General features: G+C 59.3%; 25 protein-coding genes. 6 read left to right on the forward strand and 19 right to left on the reverse strand.

Features of this window, described 5'->3' with window-relative positions:
* Window positions 1–14 precede the first annotated feature (14 nt).
* The 11 genes from DLM45_RS01520 to DLM45_RS01570 all read right to left on the reverse strand — a co-directional run bounded on the left by DLM45_RS01520 (window position 15) and on the right by DLM45_RS01570 (window position 4,491).
* Window positions 15–428 (reverse strand): hypothetical protein, encoded by a 414-nt coding sequence (locus tag DLM45_RS01520; protein WP_181335238.1) that lies wholly within the window; start codon window positions 426–428, stop codon window positions 15–17.
* Window positions 425–778 carry a hypothetical protein gene (locus DLM45_RS01525; protein WP_181335239.1) on the reverse strand — a complete coding sequence of 118 codons (354 nt, stop codon included), beginning with the start codon at window positions 776–778 and terminating at the stop codon, window positions 425–427. The genes DLM45_RS01520 and DLM45_RS01525 overlap by 4 nt, the downstream gene beginning before the upstream one ends.
* Entirely contained in the window at window positions 751–1,059 is a 309-nt protein-coding gene (locus DLM45_RS01530; RefSeq protein ID WP_181335240.1) for a hypothetical protein, read from the reverse strand. The genes DLM45_RS01525 and DLM45_RS01530 overlap by 28 nt, the downstream gene beginning before the upstream one ends.
* The gene (locus DLM45_RS01535) at window positions 1,056–1,424 is read right to left on the reverse strand and encodes a DUF6915 family protein (protein ID WP_181335241.1); all 369 of its coding nucleotides are present in this window, start codon (window positions 1,422–1,424) and stop codon (window positions 1,056–1,058) included. The genes DLM45_RS01530 and DLM45_RS01535 overlap by 4 nt, the downstream gene beginning before the upstream one ends.
* A gap of 1 nt (window position 1,425) precedes the next feature.
* Entirely contained in the window at window positions 1,426–1,806 is a 381-nt protein-coding gene (locus DLM45_RS01540; protein ID WP_181335242.1) for a DUF6878 family protein, read from the reverse strand.
* The gene (locus DLM45_RS01545) at window positions 1,793–2,011 is read right to left on the reverse strand and encodes a hypothetical protein (RefSeq protein ID WP_181335243.1); all 219 of its coding nucleotides are present in this window, start codon (window positions 2,009–2,011) and stop codon (window positions 1,793–1,795) included. Before DLM45_RS01545 ends, DLM45_RS01540 begins: the two co-directional genes overlap by 14 nt.
* Complete coding sequence (locus DLM45_RS01550) at window positions 2,008–2,427, reverse strand: hypothetical protein (protein ID WP_181335244.1); 420 nt, start codon at window positions 2,425–2,427, stop codon at window positions 2,008–2,010. Before DLM45_RS01550 ends, DLM45_RS01545 begins: the two co-directional genes overlap by 4 nt.
* On the reverse strand, window positions 2,420–2,653 hold the full coding sequence (locus tag DLM45_RS01555) for a hypothetical protein (RefSeq protein ID WP_181335245.1): 234 nt from the start codon (window positions 2,651–2,653) through the stop codon (window positions 2,420–2,422). The genes DLM45_RS01550 and DLM45_RS01555 overlap by 8 nt, the downstream gene beginning before the upstream one ends.
* Before the next feature lie 732 nt (window positions 2,654–3,385).
* Window positions 3,386–3,601 carry a hypothetical protein gene (locus DLM45_RS01560; protein WP_181335246.1) on the reverse strand — a complete coding sequence of 72 codons (216 nt, stop codon included), beginning with the start codon at window positions 3,599–3,601 and terminating at the stop codon, window positions 3,386–3,388.
* Window positions 3,602–3,834: 233 nt separating this feature from the next.
* On the reverse strand, window positions 3,835–4,209 hold the full coding sequence (locus tag DLM45_RS01565; RefSeq protein WP_181335247.1) for a DUF2958 domain-containing protein: 375 nt from the start codon (window positions 4,207–4,209) through the stop codon (window positions 3,835–3,837).
* A 3-nt stretch (window positions 4,210–4,212) separates the two neighbouring features.
* Entirely contained in the window at window positions 4,213–4,491 is a 279-nt protein-coding gene (locus tag DLM45_RS01570; RefSeq protein ID WP_181335248.1) for a hypothetical protein, read from the reverse strand.
* Between the two features lie 524 nt (window positions 4,492–5,015).
* Here DLM45_RS01570 and DLM45_RS01575 point away from each other — a divergent pair.
* Window positions 5,016–5,273 (forward strand): hypothetical protein, encoded by a 258-nt coding sequence (locus DLM45_RS01575; protein ID WP_181335249.1) that lies wholly within the window; start codon window positions 5,016–5,018, stop codon window positions 5,271–5,273.
* A 77-nt stretch (window positions 5,274–5,350) separates the two neighbouring features.
* Here DLM45_RS01575 and DLM45_RS01580 read toward each other — a convergent pair whose 3' ends face one another.
* The 6 genes from DLM45_RS01580 to DLM45_RS01605 all read right to left on the reverse strand — a co-directional run bounded on the left by DLM45_RS01580 (window position 5,351) and on the right by DLM45_RS01605 (window position 8,029).
* Complete coding sequence (locus tag DLM45_RS01580; RefSeq protein ID WP_181335250.1) at window positions 5,351–5,605, reverse strand: hypothetical protein; 255 nt, start codon at window positions 5,603–5,605, stop codon at window positions 5,351–5,353.
* An 11-nt stretch (window positions 5,606–5,616) separates the two neighbouring features.
* Window positions 5,617–5,862 carry a hypothetical protein gene (locus DLM45_RS01585; RefSeq protein ID WP_181335251.1) on the reverse strand — a complete coding sequence of 82 codons (246 nt, stop codon included), beginning with the start codon at window positions 5,860–5,862 and terminating at the stop codon, window positions 5,617–5,619.
* Window positions 5,863–5,878: 16 nt separating this feature from the next.
* The gene (locus DLM45_RS01590; RefSeq protein WP_181335252.1) at window positions 5,879–6,232 is read right to left on the reverse strand and encodes a hypothetical protein; all 354 of its coding nucleotides are present in this window, start codon (window positions 6,230–6,232) and stop codon (window positions 5,879–5,881) included.
* Window positions 6,233–6,243: 11 nt separating this feature from the next.
* Window positions 6,244–6,516, reverse strand: a complete 273-nt coding sequence (locus DLM45_RS01595; protein WP_181335253.1) for a hypothetical protein — start codon at window positions 6,514–6,516, stop codon at window positions 6,244–6,246.
* A gap of 242 nt (window positions 6,517–6,758) precedes the next feature.
* The gene (locus DLM45_RS01600) at window positions 6,759–7,136 is read right to left on the reverse strand and encodes a hypothetical protein (RefSeq protein WP_181335254.1); all 378 of its coding nucleotides are present in this window, start codon (window positions 7,134–7,136) and stop codon (window positions 6,759–6,761) included.
* A 29-nt stretch (window positions 7,137–7,165) separates the two neighbouring features.
* Window positions 7,166–8,029, reverse strand: coding sequence for a phage integrase N-terminal domain-containing protein (locus DLM45_RS01605; protein ID WP_181335255.1), 864 nt, complete (start codon window positions 8,027–8,029; stop codon window positions 7,166–7,168).
* Window positions 8,030–8,624: 595 nt separating this feature from the next.
* On the opposite strand from DLM45_RS01605, the gene DLM45_RS01610 reads away from it, so the two are divergent.
* From DLM45_RS01610 to DLM45_RS01630, 5 genes are all read left to right on the forward strand, one after another.
* Window positions 8,625–8,942 carry a hypothetical protein gene (locus DLM45_RS01610; protein ID WP_181335256.1) on the forward strand — a complete coding sequence of 106 codons (318 nt, stop codon included), beginning with the start codon at window positions 8,625–8,627 and terminating at the stop codon, window positions 8,940–8,942.
* 2 nt (window positions 8,943–8,944) lie between these two features.
* Complete coding sequence (locus DLM45_RS01615; RefSeq protein WP_181335257.1) at window positions 8,945–9,424, forward strand: hypothetical protein; 480 nt, start codon at window positions 8,945–8,947, stop codon at window positions 9,422–9,424.
* A gap of 94 nt (window positions 9,425–9,518) precedes the next feature.
* A complete protein-coding gene (locus tag DLM45_RS01620) occupies window positions 9,519–9,731 on the forward strand; it encodes a hypothetical protein (protein ID WP_181335258.1) in 213 nt (70 codons plus the stop codon).
* Between the two features lie 130 nt (window positions 9,732–9,861).
* On the forward strand, window positions 9,862–10,062 hold the full coding sequence (locus DLM45_RS01625; RefSeq protein ID WP_181335259.1) for a hypothetical protein: 201 nt from the start codon (window positions 9,862–9,864) through the stop codon (window positions 10,060–10,062).
* Window positions 10,063–10,318: 256 nt separating this feature from the next.
* Complete coding sequence (locus DLM45_RS01630; protein WP_181335260.1) at window positions 10,319–10,600, forward strand: hypothetical protein; 282 nt, start codon at window positions 10,319–10,321, stop codon at window positions 10,598–10,600.
* Between the two features lie 117 nt (window positions 10,601–10,717).
* On the opposite strand, the gene DLM45_RS01635 is transcribed toward DLM45_RS01630, so the two are convergent.
* Together DLM45_RS01635 and DLM45_RS01640 are read right to left on the reverse strand one after the other, a co-directional pair.
* Entirely contained in the window at window positions 10,718–13,891 is a 3,174-nt protein-coding gene (locus DLM45_RS01635) for an efflux RND transporter permease subunit (RefSeq protein WP_181335261.1), read from the reverse strand.
* A complete protein-coding gene (locus DLM45_RS01640; RefSeq protein WP_246317111.1) occupies window positions 13,888–15,297 on the reverse strand; it encodes an efflux RND transporter periplasmic adaptor subunit in 1,410 nt (469 codons plus the stop codon). Before DLM45_RS01640 ends, DLM45_RS01635 begins: the two co-directional genes overlap by 4 nt.
* Window position 15,298: the final 1 nt, after the last annotated feature.

Here is a 15,298-nt window from a genome sequence, read left to right on the forward strand (position 1 = left end):
CGTCGCCCTCACCCTCAATACACATACTCCGGATGCTCCTCCCATTCCCCGCCCCATGGAACGGCGCAGCGCACGAACCCGACGCGGTTCACCAGATGAAACCCTGCCGCCAGATACCAGCGTCCACAACGTGTCATCGGGTCAACCACCGTCCACCACTCGCGGTAATCCGCGTCTTTGGGTATTTCCCATTTCTCCCACACATAACTTCCATCTGGCTTCGCTATCGGTAGGTACCGCCGTTCAAATACGCGCCACGGCATCGCGCGCTTGTAAGGTATTGCAGGCGGCGCAACCGGCGTCGCATCAATCAACGGCGTATCCATGAGCGCATCATCTTTGCTGCACAGCCTGCATCTCGTGATGCTCTGTCCTCCACACTCGGCGTAAAGGGTCTTGCAGTTACTGCAACGGCGAAGGTGGTTCATGACACCACCTCAATTTTTACCATTGGCCGCACATCGACGCTTTCAGGGTTGGTTTGCTCCAGCTTCCAGTCGCCAATGGCCTTGGCGAGCAACGCCAGAAAATCCAGCTCCTTTGCATCGCAAAGGTGCCCGATATCCGACATGAGGTCGGTAACGGTGTCGCCGATGGCGTCTAAGCCAACTTCCGCTCGGAAGGCGTCTAGTGCGCGTTCGGCGAAAAGCGCGCGTTTGAGATTCATCTTGTGCATGAGGTTGTTTCCTCTTGTTCTTGCTTTTTTTGTATTCAGGCCGTTGATACGGCTCTGTCGTCGTCCGCTCTCGCCTATGCTGGCGGTGCGGGTTTCACCCATCGGATGGCACTTCTCGGACAGCCTTCCGATTTGCAGACGATAGCAATGGCATGCGCAGCGCTGCTGGCGCCCTCAACCCGCAATGTGATGTGGCTGGTCTTCACAATGTAAGGACGCGGGGTACCGATGAGACGAATGGGCTCTCGCTTGGCGAGCTTCGCGCAAACGAGCCAGAAGCTCTGGACGTCTATGGGTTCCCATCCCATCCAATCAATCAGAATGGTGCGGATGTCCTGCCGAGTGAGCATCGCGACTTCGTAGGGTTTGCGACGCGTGGTCATGAGGTGATGCTTTCGTTGGGTTGTTCGTCAAGGTGGGAGAGCTTTTCAGCCTTGCCCATCCATGGCTCTGGCCGGATGGCGCGTGCCCAGTCCGCAAAGGATGGGATGCGGCCCAAGTCCTCGCGCACATGCTGCTCGCCCACCCAGCGGGTCGGAATGACCCGACCGCTGGAAAGCGTGATGGTGTTGCCGAAGATGCGCTCGGCCATGAAGATGCCTTCGGCGTGATGCCGGAGGGCGCGATGGCGGAAGTCCGCCAAGATGGCTTTGCTTTCATCGAACCAGCTATGGATGGGGAGGTAGTCCTCAACCACCCCTCCCCACTTCTTCACCGATGACAGGGCGTGATGGTACGGATGTGCCATGTCACACCTCCACCGTTGTGGTCTCAAAGCTCGTGAAGCGGTCGTTGCGCTCCAGCGTTAGCTTCCTCGTTGTGACGTTGAGGGTCACCGTCCCAAACGCTCCATCATCGATTTCGAATCCATCGTGGTGCTCGTCGAGTACCTTCCATGCGAAGTTTTCTAGGGCATCGGCCAATGCTTCGTGCGGAGGGATGCGCCAGCCATCCTGCATCAACTTGATTTTTACGAGCTTGGGTTCGAGCGCTTCGATGTCGGTGATGCCACCCTCATCGCCTATGCCGTCGTAGCCAACACGAACCTCGGTGTAGCCGAGCGTCTTGAGGTGCGCGATGAGCACGGCCTTGGCCTGCTCGATGGGCCATTCCCAATCAAAAAGGCTCATGGGTACGGCCCTCCTCTTCCTCGTCTTCGATTTGGAAGTGCGGAGGCTCGAAGCTCGGGCAATCCCGCCAGCTCAGATTGCGGTCGAGGCCCCAATCCTTCTGGGCCTTTTCCATCGCTTCATCGGCAGATGTTGCAACGATGTCGACGTTGCGGACTTCGTACCAGCCAACGCTGATGGTGTAGATTTTGCGGGGCTGGCTCATGCGACCACCTCCGCCTTGGGCATGGCATCCTTGATGCTGGCGAAGATGTTGCGCTCTTCCGTCCAGTATTTGTGGAGTTTGGCCTGTTCGACTTCTGCAGCGCGGCCTTTGAGTTCAAAGGCCTTCGCGCCAATGGTGAAGTGAAACCGGCCATTGTCGCAACCCTCGGCCCATCCGTCTGCGTTTTCGAGCGGGTGGCCATAGAGGCACATGCCATCGGGGAAGAAATTGCCGAGCACTTGGCACAGGCGGGCGTGGAATGTGAACAGGTCACCGTGTCCGCGCGGATAGGTGTCCCAAGTGTACTGGATGAAGGCGAGAACGCTTTCCAGTCCGCCGTTCCAATGCAGATAGAGGGCAACGGGATGCTGTTCGCCTTTGTCGTTCTCAAGGGTGAGGATGCAGCGGTTACCCATGGCTGGCCTCCACGGCTTGCCAGTTGCGGCCGATGAGCGTGCGCTCGTCACGCGAGAAGCTCAGTTCGGCATCGCAGCCGAAGCGGGCGAAGAGTTCGCGGGCAAGGGTTACGGCGTTGCGCTTGCCATAGGCTAGAACGTCAACGGCGGTGGGTTCGGGTGCGCGGAAGCGTACACGGTACGCTTTCATGGGTTTGCGGTTCATGGGTCTGACGTTGACCGGCATGGTGGGGGTCTCCTTCTTGTTGGTTTGCGTAATTGTCGAGGGGTAATGTCCGCGACATTACCCTCGCCCCCCGGGCGACGGGTGGGGGGTGGCCAGTCAAGGGAGGCTCCGCACGAGGGGCCCCGCGCTACTGGGGATACGTGTGGATGCCCTTGACGGGCTGGGGGGCAACGCCCCCGTTCAAGAAATCAAAAAACACGTCGCGCTCTTAGCGCGGCTCAAAGGCTGCGTTGTCTGATGAACCTTCGCTGCCAGCAATCGGCTTCTGCCGATGCATGGACGGTCGTCTTCGTCAGCCGAATAGCAATCGCATCCTGCCGATCGCGGGATACCGCAGTCGGTTGACGGCGAGCCGACGCTGTCACGGCCAGTCAGGGTGGTCACGTTCACTTCGTGGACATCCTGGCGGCCGTGGGCGTCGGCGAGCCGCGGGCCAGCGTTGGACTATTCACCGGACGCAATGGGAAGACCACGAAGCCCCCCAGACACACCCGCGAGCGCCCGAAGCTTGCGGTGACAAGCGAGGCAGCAGGCGGGCGAGCACGGCGGCGCAGCCGCCGCGCCGCAGCCCGTTTGCAACGAAGCATGGCGGGGCGAGCGAGGGGTAAACGCGAGCGGGCGGCAAGGGGGCGACCAACGGGAGCACCCGCCGCCGTCACAGGCATAGACCGGCGGAAAACCCGCCGGTTTGTTGCAACCGCTGTTCCCAGAGTGAACCCGCGCATGCGGCGTTCACCGCAAGGGCAGGTCATCGGGATAGTCCTCGGGCCACTTGCCGTTCTTCGCGTAGTTGTTTCTCGCGAAGCGGTGCTTGCGAAAGAACCCTTCGCGTTTGAGGCGTTCAAGGCGCACTTGCTCCATGCGATAGAGCAGATACCAGATGCCGGTTGCGGTGTTCATTATCGCCCAAAACGTCACGTATTTGCCGATGATGATGATGTCGTCCATGTGTTGTTTCCTTTCTTTGTTGGTGAGGGAATTATCGCCCATGGCCTTCGGGCCGTCACAGACCGGCGACACCACGTTGACAAGGAAAGCACGAGCTATTCGGAGGCTCCGCACGAGGGGCCCCTCTGGGGATACGTGTGGATGCCGAATAGCGTTGGTTACGGAGCCGCGTCTTGACGGCCCGAAGGCTTGGCGCGGTTTCATCAAAAGGGATCACACCAAGAGGGCGGCGCTCATGGCGCCGTCTCCGCGAATGCAGGAATGTTGGTGACGATGCGCCCAGCCGGATACGAATACTTCATGTAGACCGAGATCGGTGCCTTCGCGACGAAGTGCCGGTCGCGCTCGACCGGCAGACCAAGTTTGCCGCGCACGGCTTGGATTTCGCTCAAGCTTACGGTGCCGAACTCGGCGAAGCCGAGCCCCAGATCGCAAAGCCCCCAGGCGATATCCGGTTCGTCGGGCTCGATCGCAGTGAGCAACCAGGTGCAGCCGGCATCCGGCGTGAACAGCTTCACGACCGGCTTCGGATCGAAGTCTTCAAGGACGGCTTGCATACGGCCGTTGTGAAGCAGCTGATCGTATTGCGCTTGCAGGAGGAGCTTCATGGCTCAGCCCTCCTTGCCCGGCGATTGCGACCACGTCGGCGTTGCGCCGTTGTGGTCGGTGAGAACCACGTTGGGTTCGATGGCGAGGAACAGCGGCTCAATGAACGTCGTATCGCCTTCGTAGGTGACGTTGACGAGCGCCACGGCAGGTTTGCCATCGGCGAAGCAGGAGAACAGCGCGGGTCGTGCATCTGGGTTGATGAGTTTGTCGAGCGTCAAGGTATGGCTCGGTTTGATGTGGCTGACCGCAGCAGATGCTGGGGTCGTTGTCGTGCGGGTCATTGGACGTGACTTTCTTGTTGGAAGGGGCCACGCCGTGCGGCCCCGTCGCGAACGCCACGACGGGCGTTGAAGGACGGCCGGGCAAGGGCTGAAACCGAAGGCGACGAAAAGGGGATAAAGGGGCCCCTTTGCAGGCGGCCCTTGTGCGGACGGCCACGTCCGTCAGGCTCGCGACATCTCAGGGGCTTACGGCTGCTCCGGCGTCAACAGACACGTCACGTGATGACGTGCACACATCCCCACACGCCTGCGTCTCAGCGCAAGCAGGCCGGACCTTTCCTTGATCCTCAATTTAGCGCCACGTCGAAGTGGCGACTGCTCGCTTGCGCTTGTTGTATACATTTAGCTCGACTAGAATCTGCATATGACGAACATGCCTGATCAGACGACAGACCAGCTAAGGACAGCCATCGAACGGCGAAATGAATGGCTACGTGCTTGCGTGGATCACGAAGCTTCAGCGACAAGCGCTCAGGAGTCGCCGTTTGTGATGGACGTGATGGAGCGGTGCCTCAAGCTCCGGTATGAACTCGCCGCAGACCGCTTTTTCAGCAGCATCCCGCCGCATGGTCATTGATTTCGATGGCGACGGTTTTCTCCGACGCAGACGCATCATAGAACTACGTCGCATCCTTCCCGATATCGAGAATGCGCTGCTTCAGGTGGTTTCCCCAGAATTGAAATCGTACCTCGAAGAATCGAAGTGTGTCTTTGAGGCTGAGCTTATGAAGCTGATAGCCGATGAACAGGTCTCTGCGGAAACGTCAGCAGCCCGTGACTAACCGGCGGCGTTCAAGGCCATCCGGCCCATCCCCTCCGTGAAGGAGACTTACCCCACTCGCCGCCGGTATTCGCGCAACTACGTCATGACGAGCGCCTTCAACTCGCCGTTGATGCGGGAGAACACAATCATCATGTAGTTCATCCCAAGGTCTTCAGCGATGTCGAGCGTCTCGCCGTACACCACGGATTCGAGGAGTTCTCTGCGCTCCTCCGGTGCAAGCATCCTGTTGAACTTTCCCTTGGGTTCTTTGCCCGACCAGGTCAGATCATGGCCATCGAGCGTGTCGCACACCCACTGGCCTTCATCGACAACAGAGCGATAATCCGCCATGCAAAACCTCCCTACAGCAACACCGTCGCCTTGAACCCATCGTCCTGCCGCGAATACATGACGTTCAAGTAGGCAAGGCCGAGCTTCTCAGCGGTCTCGCGAACGTCACCGCGCCCAAGGGCATCCAGCAGCGCACGGCGCTCTTCCGGCGATAAACTGCGATTAGCGCCCGGCATCGACGGGCGGTGAACCTGCACAACGGTGTTCCCGTCCGCCCTTTCGGTATCCACGAAGTAGAGATCCGGTTCGTCGATCATTGGCCATTCTCCCCCTTTACAGCCCACGAAACGATTCAGGGGGAAGTCCCTCAAGGGGCTTCCGGAAGTAATCCGCATCGCGGTTGGGGCACAGGCCCACCAGGATGTGGACGCACCAGCGCGGCTTCTTGGTCCGTCGTCCGGTCTGGCTGAGTGTCGACCTGCTGTAACTGACATCGAACGACTCGATGCCGTAGAACTCCGCCATCGCAATCGGCTCGCGGCCTTCTGCAATTCCCTTGAGGAACATCAGGGCCTGCTCTTTGCTCAGCGACGGCGAACTGGCGCCATCCCTCGGCCGCTTGCCCTCGGGCCACGTGATCACGGTTCGCGCCGAACCTGAGGCTCCCCGCCAGCGTACGTCGTCCATCGCACCCTCCCTTACTGATCTACGCCTGCGCCGATATCCAACTCACCGCTGAAGGCTAGCCTGCGCTTCCAGTACAGAACGGTGCAGTGGTCGCTGCCGAAGCGCTCGGCGATATCGAGCACGTTCTCGCCGTTGCGCAGCGCTTGGCTAAAAGCTGCGAACACGTCCGGCTCGCGGTGCAACGGCACCGCGATCTCCGTCTCGCTTTCCGAGTGGGAAAGGACGGTTCCATCGCGGTCGTAGGTGGTGACCGAGCCCTGCTGCATCATCGTCTGTCGCTGCATGTTGACCTCCGTTGTTGAAGGCCTAAAGCGAGCGCGATTTTTTGCCCGAAGCAACTAAGGTATTTTTGGGATGCCACCAGTTCGTCAAAATTGCGCTGGAGCACCGACAGGCACAGCCCCCGTTAAAATGAAAACCGCCCCAGTCCGAAGACTGAGGCGGTCCATCTGATGTGCGTTTCAACACGCCGTCCTGAGCGGCGCGGTGTCTTATGGCAAGGGACGATGGCGAATTCCTGACGGGCTTACTGCTGAGCGCCCGGCAAGGTGTCAGCCCCGTTGTCCTCCTTCACATATCCAGCGTCCGCTAAATACTTCTCGGCCGGGATGGAAATCATGTCGAAGCTTTTAGACCAGTAGATGCGAAGCTCAGCATACTGGCGCGTATCGGGGTCGCCGTCCTTCGGCACAATCTCCTTCCAGTCAATGCGGTGGCCTTCGCGCGCGAGCCAGGCGATGAGTTTCATCGCCGCGCGTGTGCTTTGCAGGCGCAATGGCTTGTCCTGAGCCACGTGCAGCATCTCGTGGCCAGCGTCTGCCTCCTTCCACATCAGCTGGCGCAGGCGTTCGATATCGAACAGCTCGCGCGCGTAGGCTTCGCGGGCCTTTATCACCGCTGTCATCAGTTGCGACGGGGGTAGGCCTTCGTGCTTCATCCGCCCAGGTAGGTCTTGGTGATCTGGATACGATTGTGCCCAAGCTCTTGCGAAAGCTGACGGCGGGCGTCCTGGTCAATTTCCCACTCGCGACCGCGCAAGGTCTTCGGATCGGGACCACCTTTTGCCGGACAGTCCATCCCGCCACTTAGCTGCTTGTAACGCCATTGCGCCCAGCCATGGCGCAAGCCGTGGGTGTTCCGCAAGCCAACTCGTAGCGTTTGGTACTCATAGGCCTTGAGGTGCTCGATGTAGTTCCGGCCTTGCGGAATCAGCGCACAGGAACCGGCCAGCGCGTGAGCACAGTCCAGTACTTCTCGCTGGCGTTGGTGCGTGATCGGCACAAAACGCGGTCGACCGCCCTTGGCCCACGAGCCGCGTAACTGAATGCCGTTGCCCTGGTCGGCGTATGACGGGTTGAACTTGATCGCTTCTTCACGCCGCAAACCAAACGCTGCTTGAAGCTCCAAACTCATCGCGATGTACGGATCATCAATCTTCGTAAGCTTCTCGCGGTCAAGTTTCTGGGCTCGCTTTTCCATGCGCCGAACCGGTGCCACGCCGTAATCGGCATTGTGCCGCAACATTACGGACTTCTTGTTGACCTTCTCCGCCCACCACCGCACCGCCGACAGCCGGTTCGCAATGGTCCCGTCTTTCAACCCTTGCGATTGCCAAAGCGTCACCAGCCCCTGCACATGCTTGGGCTTCAGCGACTTCGCCCCCGGCAAATGGTAGCCCAGGCTTTTGATGTCCCGGGCCACCGCTTGCAGCATGTCATGCCGGTTGGCTCGCGTGGCGAAGCTGCCCATCTTTGATTGGGCACACAGGTTCTTCAGGTCGAACGCCAACGCGTCCACGTCATTTGAATCCTCGTTAGTTTTTATGTCCGCCTGCCATGCACGTAGCAATGGTCAGGCCGCCCGATGCTTATAATCATCGGCACAAGCGCTTCCTGCACTTGGGTCTGCGGGTATCCCGGCAAGGGGTATCCGCGCGCCGTTCACGGTTCCCGAGTTTGCCTACTTCCCTTCTGCGCTCTGCGCGCCGCTGACCGTGCCCGAAGGACCGTGTCAGACAGCAAGGGCCGCTTGGCTTCTCGTTGTTGTCCTGTGAACAGGCCACCTCCAACTGATGCCGGAGGGATGCGTCGTAGCCACGGACGTCCGTCACGTGGCTACAATTGATTATTGGGCGGCAAATGCAGTTCTGCCAGTCCCCACCCTGAAAACCCGTTCTGGCCGCGATCTGCGCCGAGCATCGGCTACACAGGTCAACACATCATCGTCGCCGAACCTGACCGACCTCGTGCCGGCCCCTCACTACCCAATTTCATTGTCTAGTGAGGGGCCGAAAAAAACAAACCGTGTCAAACGTGTCACACGTGCAATCCCTGAAACATCAGCCTTGTCGCTACATTTTCGACAGCTGCCGCCGGTCGTGTTCCGATGGCGAATGACCGCGACCGTACCCGTCCCCTCCGATCCCGATCCTCAACTGGTACATCTCATCACGCTGTTGGCATGCTCCGTCGATTTCCGAAACCAGGTGCTGGACCGGATCGCCGCCTATCTCACCCATGCTGCAAGTCAGCGCGATGCGGCGGTCGACGAAGTCATGGCCGACCACGAGCGCCACGTTCTTGGCCCTCTATACCGTCTACTCGCGGGGATGCATGAGGCCCACCTGTTGGATGGCCTGACACCCCGGCAGACCAATGCAAGAACGGCCCATTGGTTCTCCGAGCGATTGGCGGAATTCCTCGAACCGTAACCATGGCCCGCATACCTGCCGCCAGCCGCACACGCGGCGCTCTCGCTGAACAGGCCTTCAGGGCCTGGCTCGACCGTACCCGCCTCGGCTACATGATCGTCGACCAGACACCCTTCACCGTGCCGATCACTGCCTCGAAGGTCAAACGACCTGACTTTCTCGTGGGCATTCTCGATCACATGGTCGCCGTCGACGTGAAGGGCCGCGACCTGTTCGACGGCCACGGCATCATCGAGATCGACGAATACGACGGCTTCCATTTCTTTCAACGGTATTTCGGGCTGACGGTCTGGTACGCGTGGTATCCAGACCACGAGCACGATGTGGCCCTGCTGTTCCGCAACACCGACATCCGCGCCTCCCATCGCATGCGGCTTAAAGGCCGTGAGGTCTGCGCGATCCCGGTCGACGCCATGACGCAATGCCGACCGTTCGATGAAGGATTTGACTACGCCCTCTTCGTGGCTAGCTGCGAAGGATAATTTTCACACCCCCACTTGCGAACCGGACTTACCGCCCCAGACCTTGAGTGCAGAACTATCTGCAATCGTTTGGTACTCAACACTGGAGAGTGAAATGGCAAAAGGCACCAAGAAGATCGACTTCATCGTCAACCTCGTTGCCGAGCGCGACGGCCGGGACTTCTGGACCCGCGTCGGCATTGCGTTCAAGAACGACAGCGAGCAGTCGCCGGTCACGATCATCCTGAACCCCGGCGTCACCCTCACGGGTGACATCCGTCTCGTCCTTTCGGTTCCCAAGGCCAAGGAAGAAGCGGAAGCCGCCTGACACCGAACCGCTCTTACGAGCATGCCCCCGTCAGAAATGGCGGGGGCTTCTTTTTTTATTGGCGCCCCACTGGCGAAACGTCGTCACCGCCCCAGACTTCAAACCCAACCCCTCACGTTTGGAGTCTGCCATGCAGAAATACGCTGCTCTGCCGCCTTCCCCGCGTGCGCGTCGCATCCTTCGCCAGACCGGCAAGGCGCCAAGCACATGGACAAAGCTTGCCTACACGCGCTGTTATACCATGCAGTACGGCATGCGCGCGGCAAAGCTGACTGCGGTCATCGACTGCATAAAGGCCATACGCCAGGAAGGTTCGGCCCCATTGCCGTAAGCTAAGCCCCCCTCTTCAGGGGGGCGTTTCGCTACCTACTCTGGCGCGCAGGGTAAGTCGCCAATAGCAGCGCCAGACAATTTTTTCACCGGCAGCTCGCAACAAATGAACCATCAAATTGCTGAAACTTTCAAAGTGCATTCCATTTGCGTTGCCTCCAAAGGTAGTTGCGCTATAATAAATCATGCATCCCCAAAAATGGCATGCGTCGCTTGTATTCATATTGGCTTAGTCGACATCAGGCGTAATTTAAAAAATGAAAGTATATAAAATGAAGACTGCACTGATTGCCGGAGCTCTTATTTCTTTAAGCTTTGCAAGCACCGCACTTGCTGACAAGTACCACAGCGACCCAGCTGTCGATTCCGAAAAGTCGATTATACAAAAATCCTCCGTTGGCACATCCGATCTAGACGGCGCCAAACGCATTCCAGGTCGAGATTGTAAACTTTATAATGGTGGTATCCGTCAGCATATGATGCCGCAATATGAAGTGGGAAATGCAGATCAGCCTGAATGTATACCGGGTTCTGAGTAGAGCCTAGCACTGTCATAACTGTTGCAATTAGCAGTTATTGAATGACGCTCCACAAGATTCGAGCTGTGGAGCGTCTTAATCTTCCTAAATTAAGAAGTTTTCCTTTTCTATTACCCGTTACGATTTCATCGTTAGGTCTTCTTTGTAGTCAAAACCACTTGTCACCTCGGGCTGACGAGCAGATGAAAGCCGCCAGCCCTTTACCACCGCATAGATCGCCGGGATGACGACCAGCGTCAGCAGCGTGGATGACACCATGCCACCGATCATCGGCACGGCGATGCGCTGCATGACCTCGGAGCCCGTACCAGTGCTCCAAAGGATTGGCAGAAGTCCCGCCATGATGGCCACCACCGTCATCATCTTCGGGCGAACGCGCTCGACAGCTCCGATCATGATGGCCTCATTCAAATCAATGCGCGTAAATGGCTTCCCTCCGGCCCGGCACTTGACCTTGATCTCCTCGACGGCGTGGTCGAGGTAGATCAGCATGATGACCCCGGTCTCGGCTGCCACGCCCGCAAGAGCGATAAATCCGACCGCTACGGCGACCGACATGTTGAAGCCGAGCCACCAGATCATCCACATGCCTCCAATGAGCGCGAACGGCAGCGACAGCATGACGATAAGCGTTTCAGTGATGCGGCGGAAGTTCAGGTAAAGCAGCAGAAAGATAATCATCAGCGTCAACGGAACCACGAGCTTGAGCCTGGCTTCCGCGCGTTCCAGGTATTCGAACTGGCCGCTCCACACCAGATAGGTGCCGGCGGGCAGCTTGACTTGGTCCGTCACCGCCTTCTTCGCGTCGGCAATATAGCCACCGAGGTCGCGGTCCCGGATATCGACAAAGATGTAAGTCGCGAGCTTGGCGTTTTCGGTGCGGATGCTGGTCGGCCCCTGGGTTCGCCGGATGTCTGCCACCTCGCCGAGCGGCACCGTGCCTCCGCCCGGCATGGATACGAGCACATCCTTGGCAATCGCTTGTGGGTCCGAGCGCAAGTCACGCGGATAGCGGATCGCGACGGTATACCTTTCGCGACCTTCTACCGTTGTGGTGATCGGCTCGGCACCCAAAGCCATGGCGACAACATCCTGAACATCGGACACCATCAGTCCATAGCGCGCCAGGCGTTCGCGGTTCGGAGCGATTTCAAGATAGAATCCGCCGACAACGCGTTCGGCATAGGCGCTGGACGTGCCTGGGACCGATTTGAGGACGGTTTCGACCTCGCGGGCGACCTTCTCCATCTGGGTCAGGTCTTTTCCGATGACCTTCACGCCCACAGGGGTGCGGATGCCGGTCGAAAGCATGTCGATGCGCGCCTTGATCGGCATGGTCCAGGCGTTGGAGACCCCAGGAAATTGCAGTGCTTTGTCCATTTCCTGAATCAGGGTGTCCGTGGTGACGCCCGGCCGCCACTCCTCCTTGGGTTTCAGGTTGATCACCGTCTCGAACATCTCGATTGGCGCCGGATCGGTCGCGGTCTGCGCCCGGCCGGCCTTGCCATAGACCGATACGACCTCCGGAAACGACTTGATGATGCGGTCCTGGGTCTGCAGCAGTTCGGCGGATTTGGTGACCGACAGTCCCGGCAACGTCGTCGGCATGTACATCAGCGTGCCTTCGTCCAGGTTCGGCATGAACTCGCTGCCGACCTGCGTGGCAGGCCACAATGAAATCCCCAACACGGCCACAGCCAGCGCAATGGTCAACTTCTTCGCTTTGAGCACGCCACGGATGACCGGCCGGTAGACTGCAATCATCGCGCGATTGAGCGGATTCTTGGCTTCCGGAATGATGCGGCCACGTACGAACAGGATCATCAGCGCCGGAACGAGCGTCACCGACAGCAAGGCTGCTGCCGCCATCGCAAAGGTCTTGGTAAACGCAAGCGGGCCGAATAAGCGACCTTCCTGGGCTTCCAGCGTGAAGATCGGCAGGAACGACACGGTGATGATGAGCAGCGAGAAGAAGAGTGCAGGGCCGACCTCCGACGCTGCTTCGATCAGGATCTCATTCCGAGGTTTTTCAGGTGGAGCGCGCTCCAGATGCTTGTGAGCGTTCTCGATCATAACGATCGCCGCATCAATCATCGCGCCGATTGCGATGGCAATGCCGCCAAGGCTCATGATGTTGGACCCCAGGCCGAGCATGCGCATGGCGACAAACGCCAGCAATATGCCCACGGGCAGCATGAGAATGGCGACCAGGGCGCTCCGCACATGCAGCAGGAACACAATGCACACCAACGCCACGATGATGCTTTCTTCAATCAGCGTGGTCTTGAGTGTGGCAATGGCGCGATGGATCAGCTCCGAGCGGTCGTAAACCGGCACGATCTCCGTGCCTTCGGGCAGTGACGGCATGATGTCTTCAATGCGCGCCTTAACGTTGTCGATGACCGTCAGCGCATTGGCGCCGGAGCGTTGCAAGGCGATGCCGCTTGCGACTTCCCCATCGCCATTCAATTCGGTGATGCCGCGGCGCTCGTCGCCGGCCAGTTCAACGCGCGCCACGTCCTTCAGAAGTACCGGTGTGCCGCCATCAGCCTTGACCACAATGCTTTCGATATCGGCAATGCCTTTGAGGTATCCGCGTCCCCGCACCATGAACTCATGCTCGGCCAGCTCCAGCGTCCGGCCGCCGACATCCATGTTGTTGCCGCGAATGACCTCGCGGATCTTGTCGAGCGGAATCCCGAGACTGCGCAACCGGCCAGGATCGACGACGACGTTGTACTGCTTGACGAAGCCGCCCACGGACGCGACTTCGGCAACTCCCTCGGCCTTTGAGAGCCCGAAGCGAACCTCCCAGTCCTGCAGGGAGCGCAACGTCGCAAGCGACTTGTCTTTGCCGATCACGGCATACTGGTATACCCAGCCCACCCCACTTGCGTCGGGTCCCAGTGTCGGCGTAACGCCGGACGGCAGCCGCTTTGCAGCGGCATTGAGGTATTCGAGAACGCGCGAGCGTGCCCAGTAGATATCGGTGCCATCCTCGAAGATCACGTAGACAAAGGAGACGCCGAAGAACGAGAAACCGCGTACCACCTTGGAGCGCGGCACGGTCAGCATCGACGTTGTCAGGGGATAGGTAACCTGGTCCTCAACAACTTCCGGCGCCTGCCCCGGAAACTCAGTGTAGACGATCACCTGGGTATCCGAGAGGTCAGGGATGGCGTCGAGAGGCAGTGTCCGTACCGCCCACACACCCGCCACGACCGCGAAGGCAGTGGAGATGAAGACCAGCATGAGATTGCGGGCAGACCACGCGATGAGACTGGCGATCATGGTTTGGACTCCGTCGCCTGTTCGAAGGGCTTGAGAGCCGCCTGAAGATTGCTTTCCGCGTCGATGAGGAAGTTGCCGTTGACTACGACACGGTCGCCTTCGGCTATGCCATCCAGAATCTCCGCGTAACCGTCACCTTTGCGGCCGACCCTAACAGCACGAGGCTCGAATCGGCCTTCGCTGCGATCAACGAGAACGACCTGCCTTGATCCGCTGTCGATGACGGCGCTTATTGGCACCGCGACGACAGGATCTTGTTCACCGGTCGTAATGGCTACGTCGCCATACATGTCCGGCAATAGAGCGAGATCCGCATTGGCAAGTTCGATGCGGACCCGAGCCGTGCGGGTTTCTTTCATGAGATGCGGGTAGATGACCGCGACTATTCCCTTGAAGATGCGTCCAGGCCTTGCGCGCGTCGTGACCTGAACATCCTGACCCACGGCGATCGCATCGATGTCGCCTTCCGATAAATCGGCCATCATCCACACCACGGAATGATCGGCCATGCGGAACAGAACGTCACCGGACTTGAAGGCCTGGCCATCGACGGCATTGCGTTCGAGAACCACCCCGTCCAACGGAGCTCTCACCACAAAGGTGTTGGGTACTTGACCCGTTTTGCGGATGATCTCGATGAAGTCGGCCGGCACCCCGAGGTTCTCAAGGCGGCGAGCGGCACCAAAGCTACGGCCATTGCCATCACCTGCCGTCGGCGAACTGCGCCGATCGCCAATATTCTCCACGCTTAGATTGGCGGCCCAGCCGACCACTTCCTGGCTGAACAGCGTCACGAGTTCATCCCCCTTTCTTACATGGGTTGCCGTTGTTGCAGGGCCGACTTTGGCAATGAATCCGTCGTACCGCGGGGCAACGACAGCGACGCGGCGCTCGTCCAGCTCGACAACCCCTGGAGCTTTGATGGTGTGTGTGAGTACGTGCCTACCTACGAGCGTCGTCTCGACGCCGGTCCGCTGCAGCTTACCGGGAGATACCGTGACCGAGCCATCGTCCGACTCCTCGCCGTCATAGACGGGGATGTAGTCCATCCCCATCGAGTCCTTCTTCGGCACGGTCGACGTATCCGGCAGGCCCATCGGATTGCGGTAGAACTTGATCTTGCGCTCGCCGGATGCGGCCTCGGGCAGAGGCTTGGGATCGAAGCTGACGTCCTCGCTGGCCAGCACCGGAACATAGTCCCGCCCGTCGTCGGTCTTGCGGGGGACGAGCGCATAGAACGGCCGCATGTCCGGGTCGCGATAGTAGATCACCGCGCCGGAAGGCTTGGTTGAGTGTGCAGTATCCATCGCTGCGGGCGGCTCGGCCCACGGCAGGGTGAGTAGGCCATGCTGGCCGGCCCACACCCCGGCTCCCATCGCGGCCACAAGCGCCGCGACGGTCGCCATA

The sequence above is a fragment of the Hyphomicrobium methylovorum genome (assembly GCF_013626205.1).
GTDB classification, from domain to species: Bacteria; Pseudomonadota; Alphaproteobacteria; order Rhizobiales; family Hyphomicrobiaceae; genus Hyphomicrobium_B; species Hyphomicrobium_B methylovorum.

Bases quoted from the DNA above. Each gene is read 5' to 3' on its own strand.
- DLM45_RS01590 (WP_181335252.1), bottom strand. From the start codon at position 6,232: ATGGACGACGTACGCTGGCGGGGAGCCTCAGGTTCGGCGCGAACCGTG.
- DLM45_RS01540 (WP_181335242.1), bottom strand. From the start codon at position 1,806: ATGAGCCTTTTTGATTGGGAATGGCCCATCGAGCAGGCCAAGGCCGTG.
- DLM45_RS01600 (WP_181335254.1), bottom strand. From the start codon at position 7,136: ATGACAGCGGTGATAAAGGCCCGCGAAGCCTACGCGCGCGAGCTGTTC.
- DLM45_RS01520 (WP_181335238.1), bottom strand. From the start codon at position 428: ATGAACCACCTTCGCCGTTGCAGTAACTGCAAGACCCTTTACGCCGAG.
- DLM45_RS01545 (WP_181335243.1), bottom strand. From the start codon at position 2,011: ATGAGCCAGCCCCGCAAAATCTACACCATCAGCGTTGGCTGGTACGAA.
- DLM45_RS01640 (WP_246317111.1), bottom strand. From the start codon at position 15,297: ATGGCGACCGTCGCGGCGCTTGTGGCCGCGATGGGAGCCGGGGTGTGG.
- DLM45_RS01530 (WP_181335240.1), bottom strand. From the start codon at position 1,059: ATGACCACGCGTCGCAAACCCTACGAAGTCGCGATGCTCACTCGGCAG.
- DLM45_RS01635 (WP_181335261.1), bottom strand. From the start codon at position 13,891: ATGATCGCCAGTCTCATCGCGTGGTCTGCCCGCAATCTCATGCTGGTC.
- DLM45_RS01615 (WP_181335257.1), top strand. From the start codon at position 8,945: ATGGCCCGCATACCTGCCGCCAGCCGCACACGCGGCGCTCTCGCTGAA.
- DLM45_RS01525 (WP_181335239.1), bottom strand. From the start codon at position 778: ATGGGTGAAACCCGCACCGCCAGCATAGGCGAGAGCGGACGACGACAG.
- DLM45_RS01555 (WP_181335245.1), bottom strand. From the start codon at position 2,653: ATGCCGGTCAACGTCAGACCCATGAACCGCAAACCCATGAAAGCGTAC.
- DLM45_RS01630 (WP_181335260.1), top strand. From the start codon at position 10,319: ATGAAAGTATATAAAATGAAGACTGCACTGATTGCCGGAGCTCTTATT.
- DLM45_RS01565 (WP_181335247.1), bottom strand. From the start codon at position 4,209: ATGAAGCTCCTCCTGCAAGCGCAATACGATCAGCTGCTTCACAACGGC.
- DLM45_RS01570 (WP_181335248.1), bottom strand. From the start codon at position 4,491: ATGACCCGCACGACAACGACCCCAGCATCTGCTGCGGTCAGCCACATC.
- DLM45_RS01610 (WP_181335256.1), top strand. From the start codon at position 8,625: ATGACCGCGACCGTACCCGTCCCCTCCGATCCCGATCCTCAACTGGTA.
- DLM45_RS01535 (WP_181335241.1), bottom strand. From the start codon at position 1,424: ATGGCACATCCGTACCATCACGCCCTGTCATCGGTGAAGAAGTGGGGA.
- DLM45_RS01550 (WP_181335244.1), bottom strand. From the start codon at position 2,427: ATGGGTAACCGCTGCATCCTCACCCTTGAGAACGACAAAGGCGAACAG.
- DLM45_RS01580 (WP_181335250.1), bottom strand. From the start codon at position 5,605: ATGGCGGATTATCGCTCTGTTGTCGATGAAGGCCAGTGGGTGTGCGAC.
- DLM45_RS01625 (WP_181335259.1), top strand. From the start codon at position 9,862: ATGCAGAAATACGCTGCTCTGCCGCCTTCCCCGCGTGCGCGTCGCATC.
- DLM45_RS01620 (WP_181335258.1), top strand. From the start codon at position 9,519: ATGGCAAAAGGCACCAAGAAGATCGACTTCATCGTCAACCTCGTTGCC.
- DLM45_RS01560 (WP_181335246.1), bottom strand. From the start codon at position 3,601: ATGGACGACATCATCATCATCGGCAAATACGTGACGTTTTGGGCGATA.
- DLM45_RS01575 (WP_181335249.1), top strand. From the start codon at position 5,016: ATGAACTCGCCGCAGACCGCTTTTTCAGCAGCATCCCGCCGCATGGTC.
- DLM45_RS01595 (WP_181335253.1), bottom strand. From the start codon at position 6,516: ATGCAGCGACAGACGATGATGCAGCAGGGCTCGGTCACCACCTACGAC.
- DLM45_RS01585 (WP_181335251.1), bottom strand. From the start codon at position 5,862: ATGATCGACGAACCGGATCTCTACTTCGTGGATACCGAAAGGGCGGAC.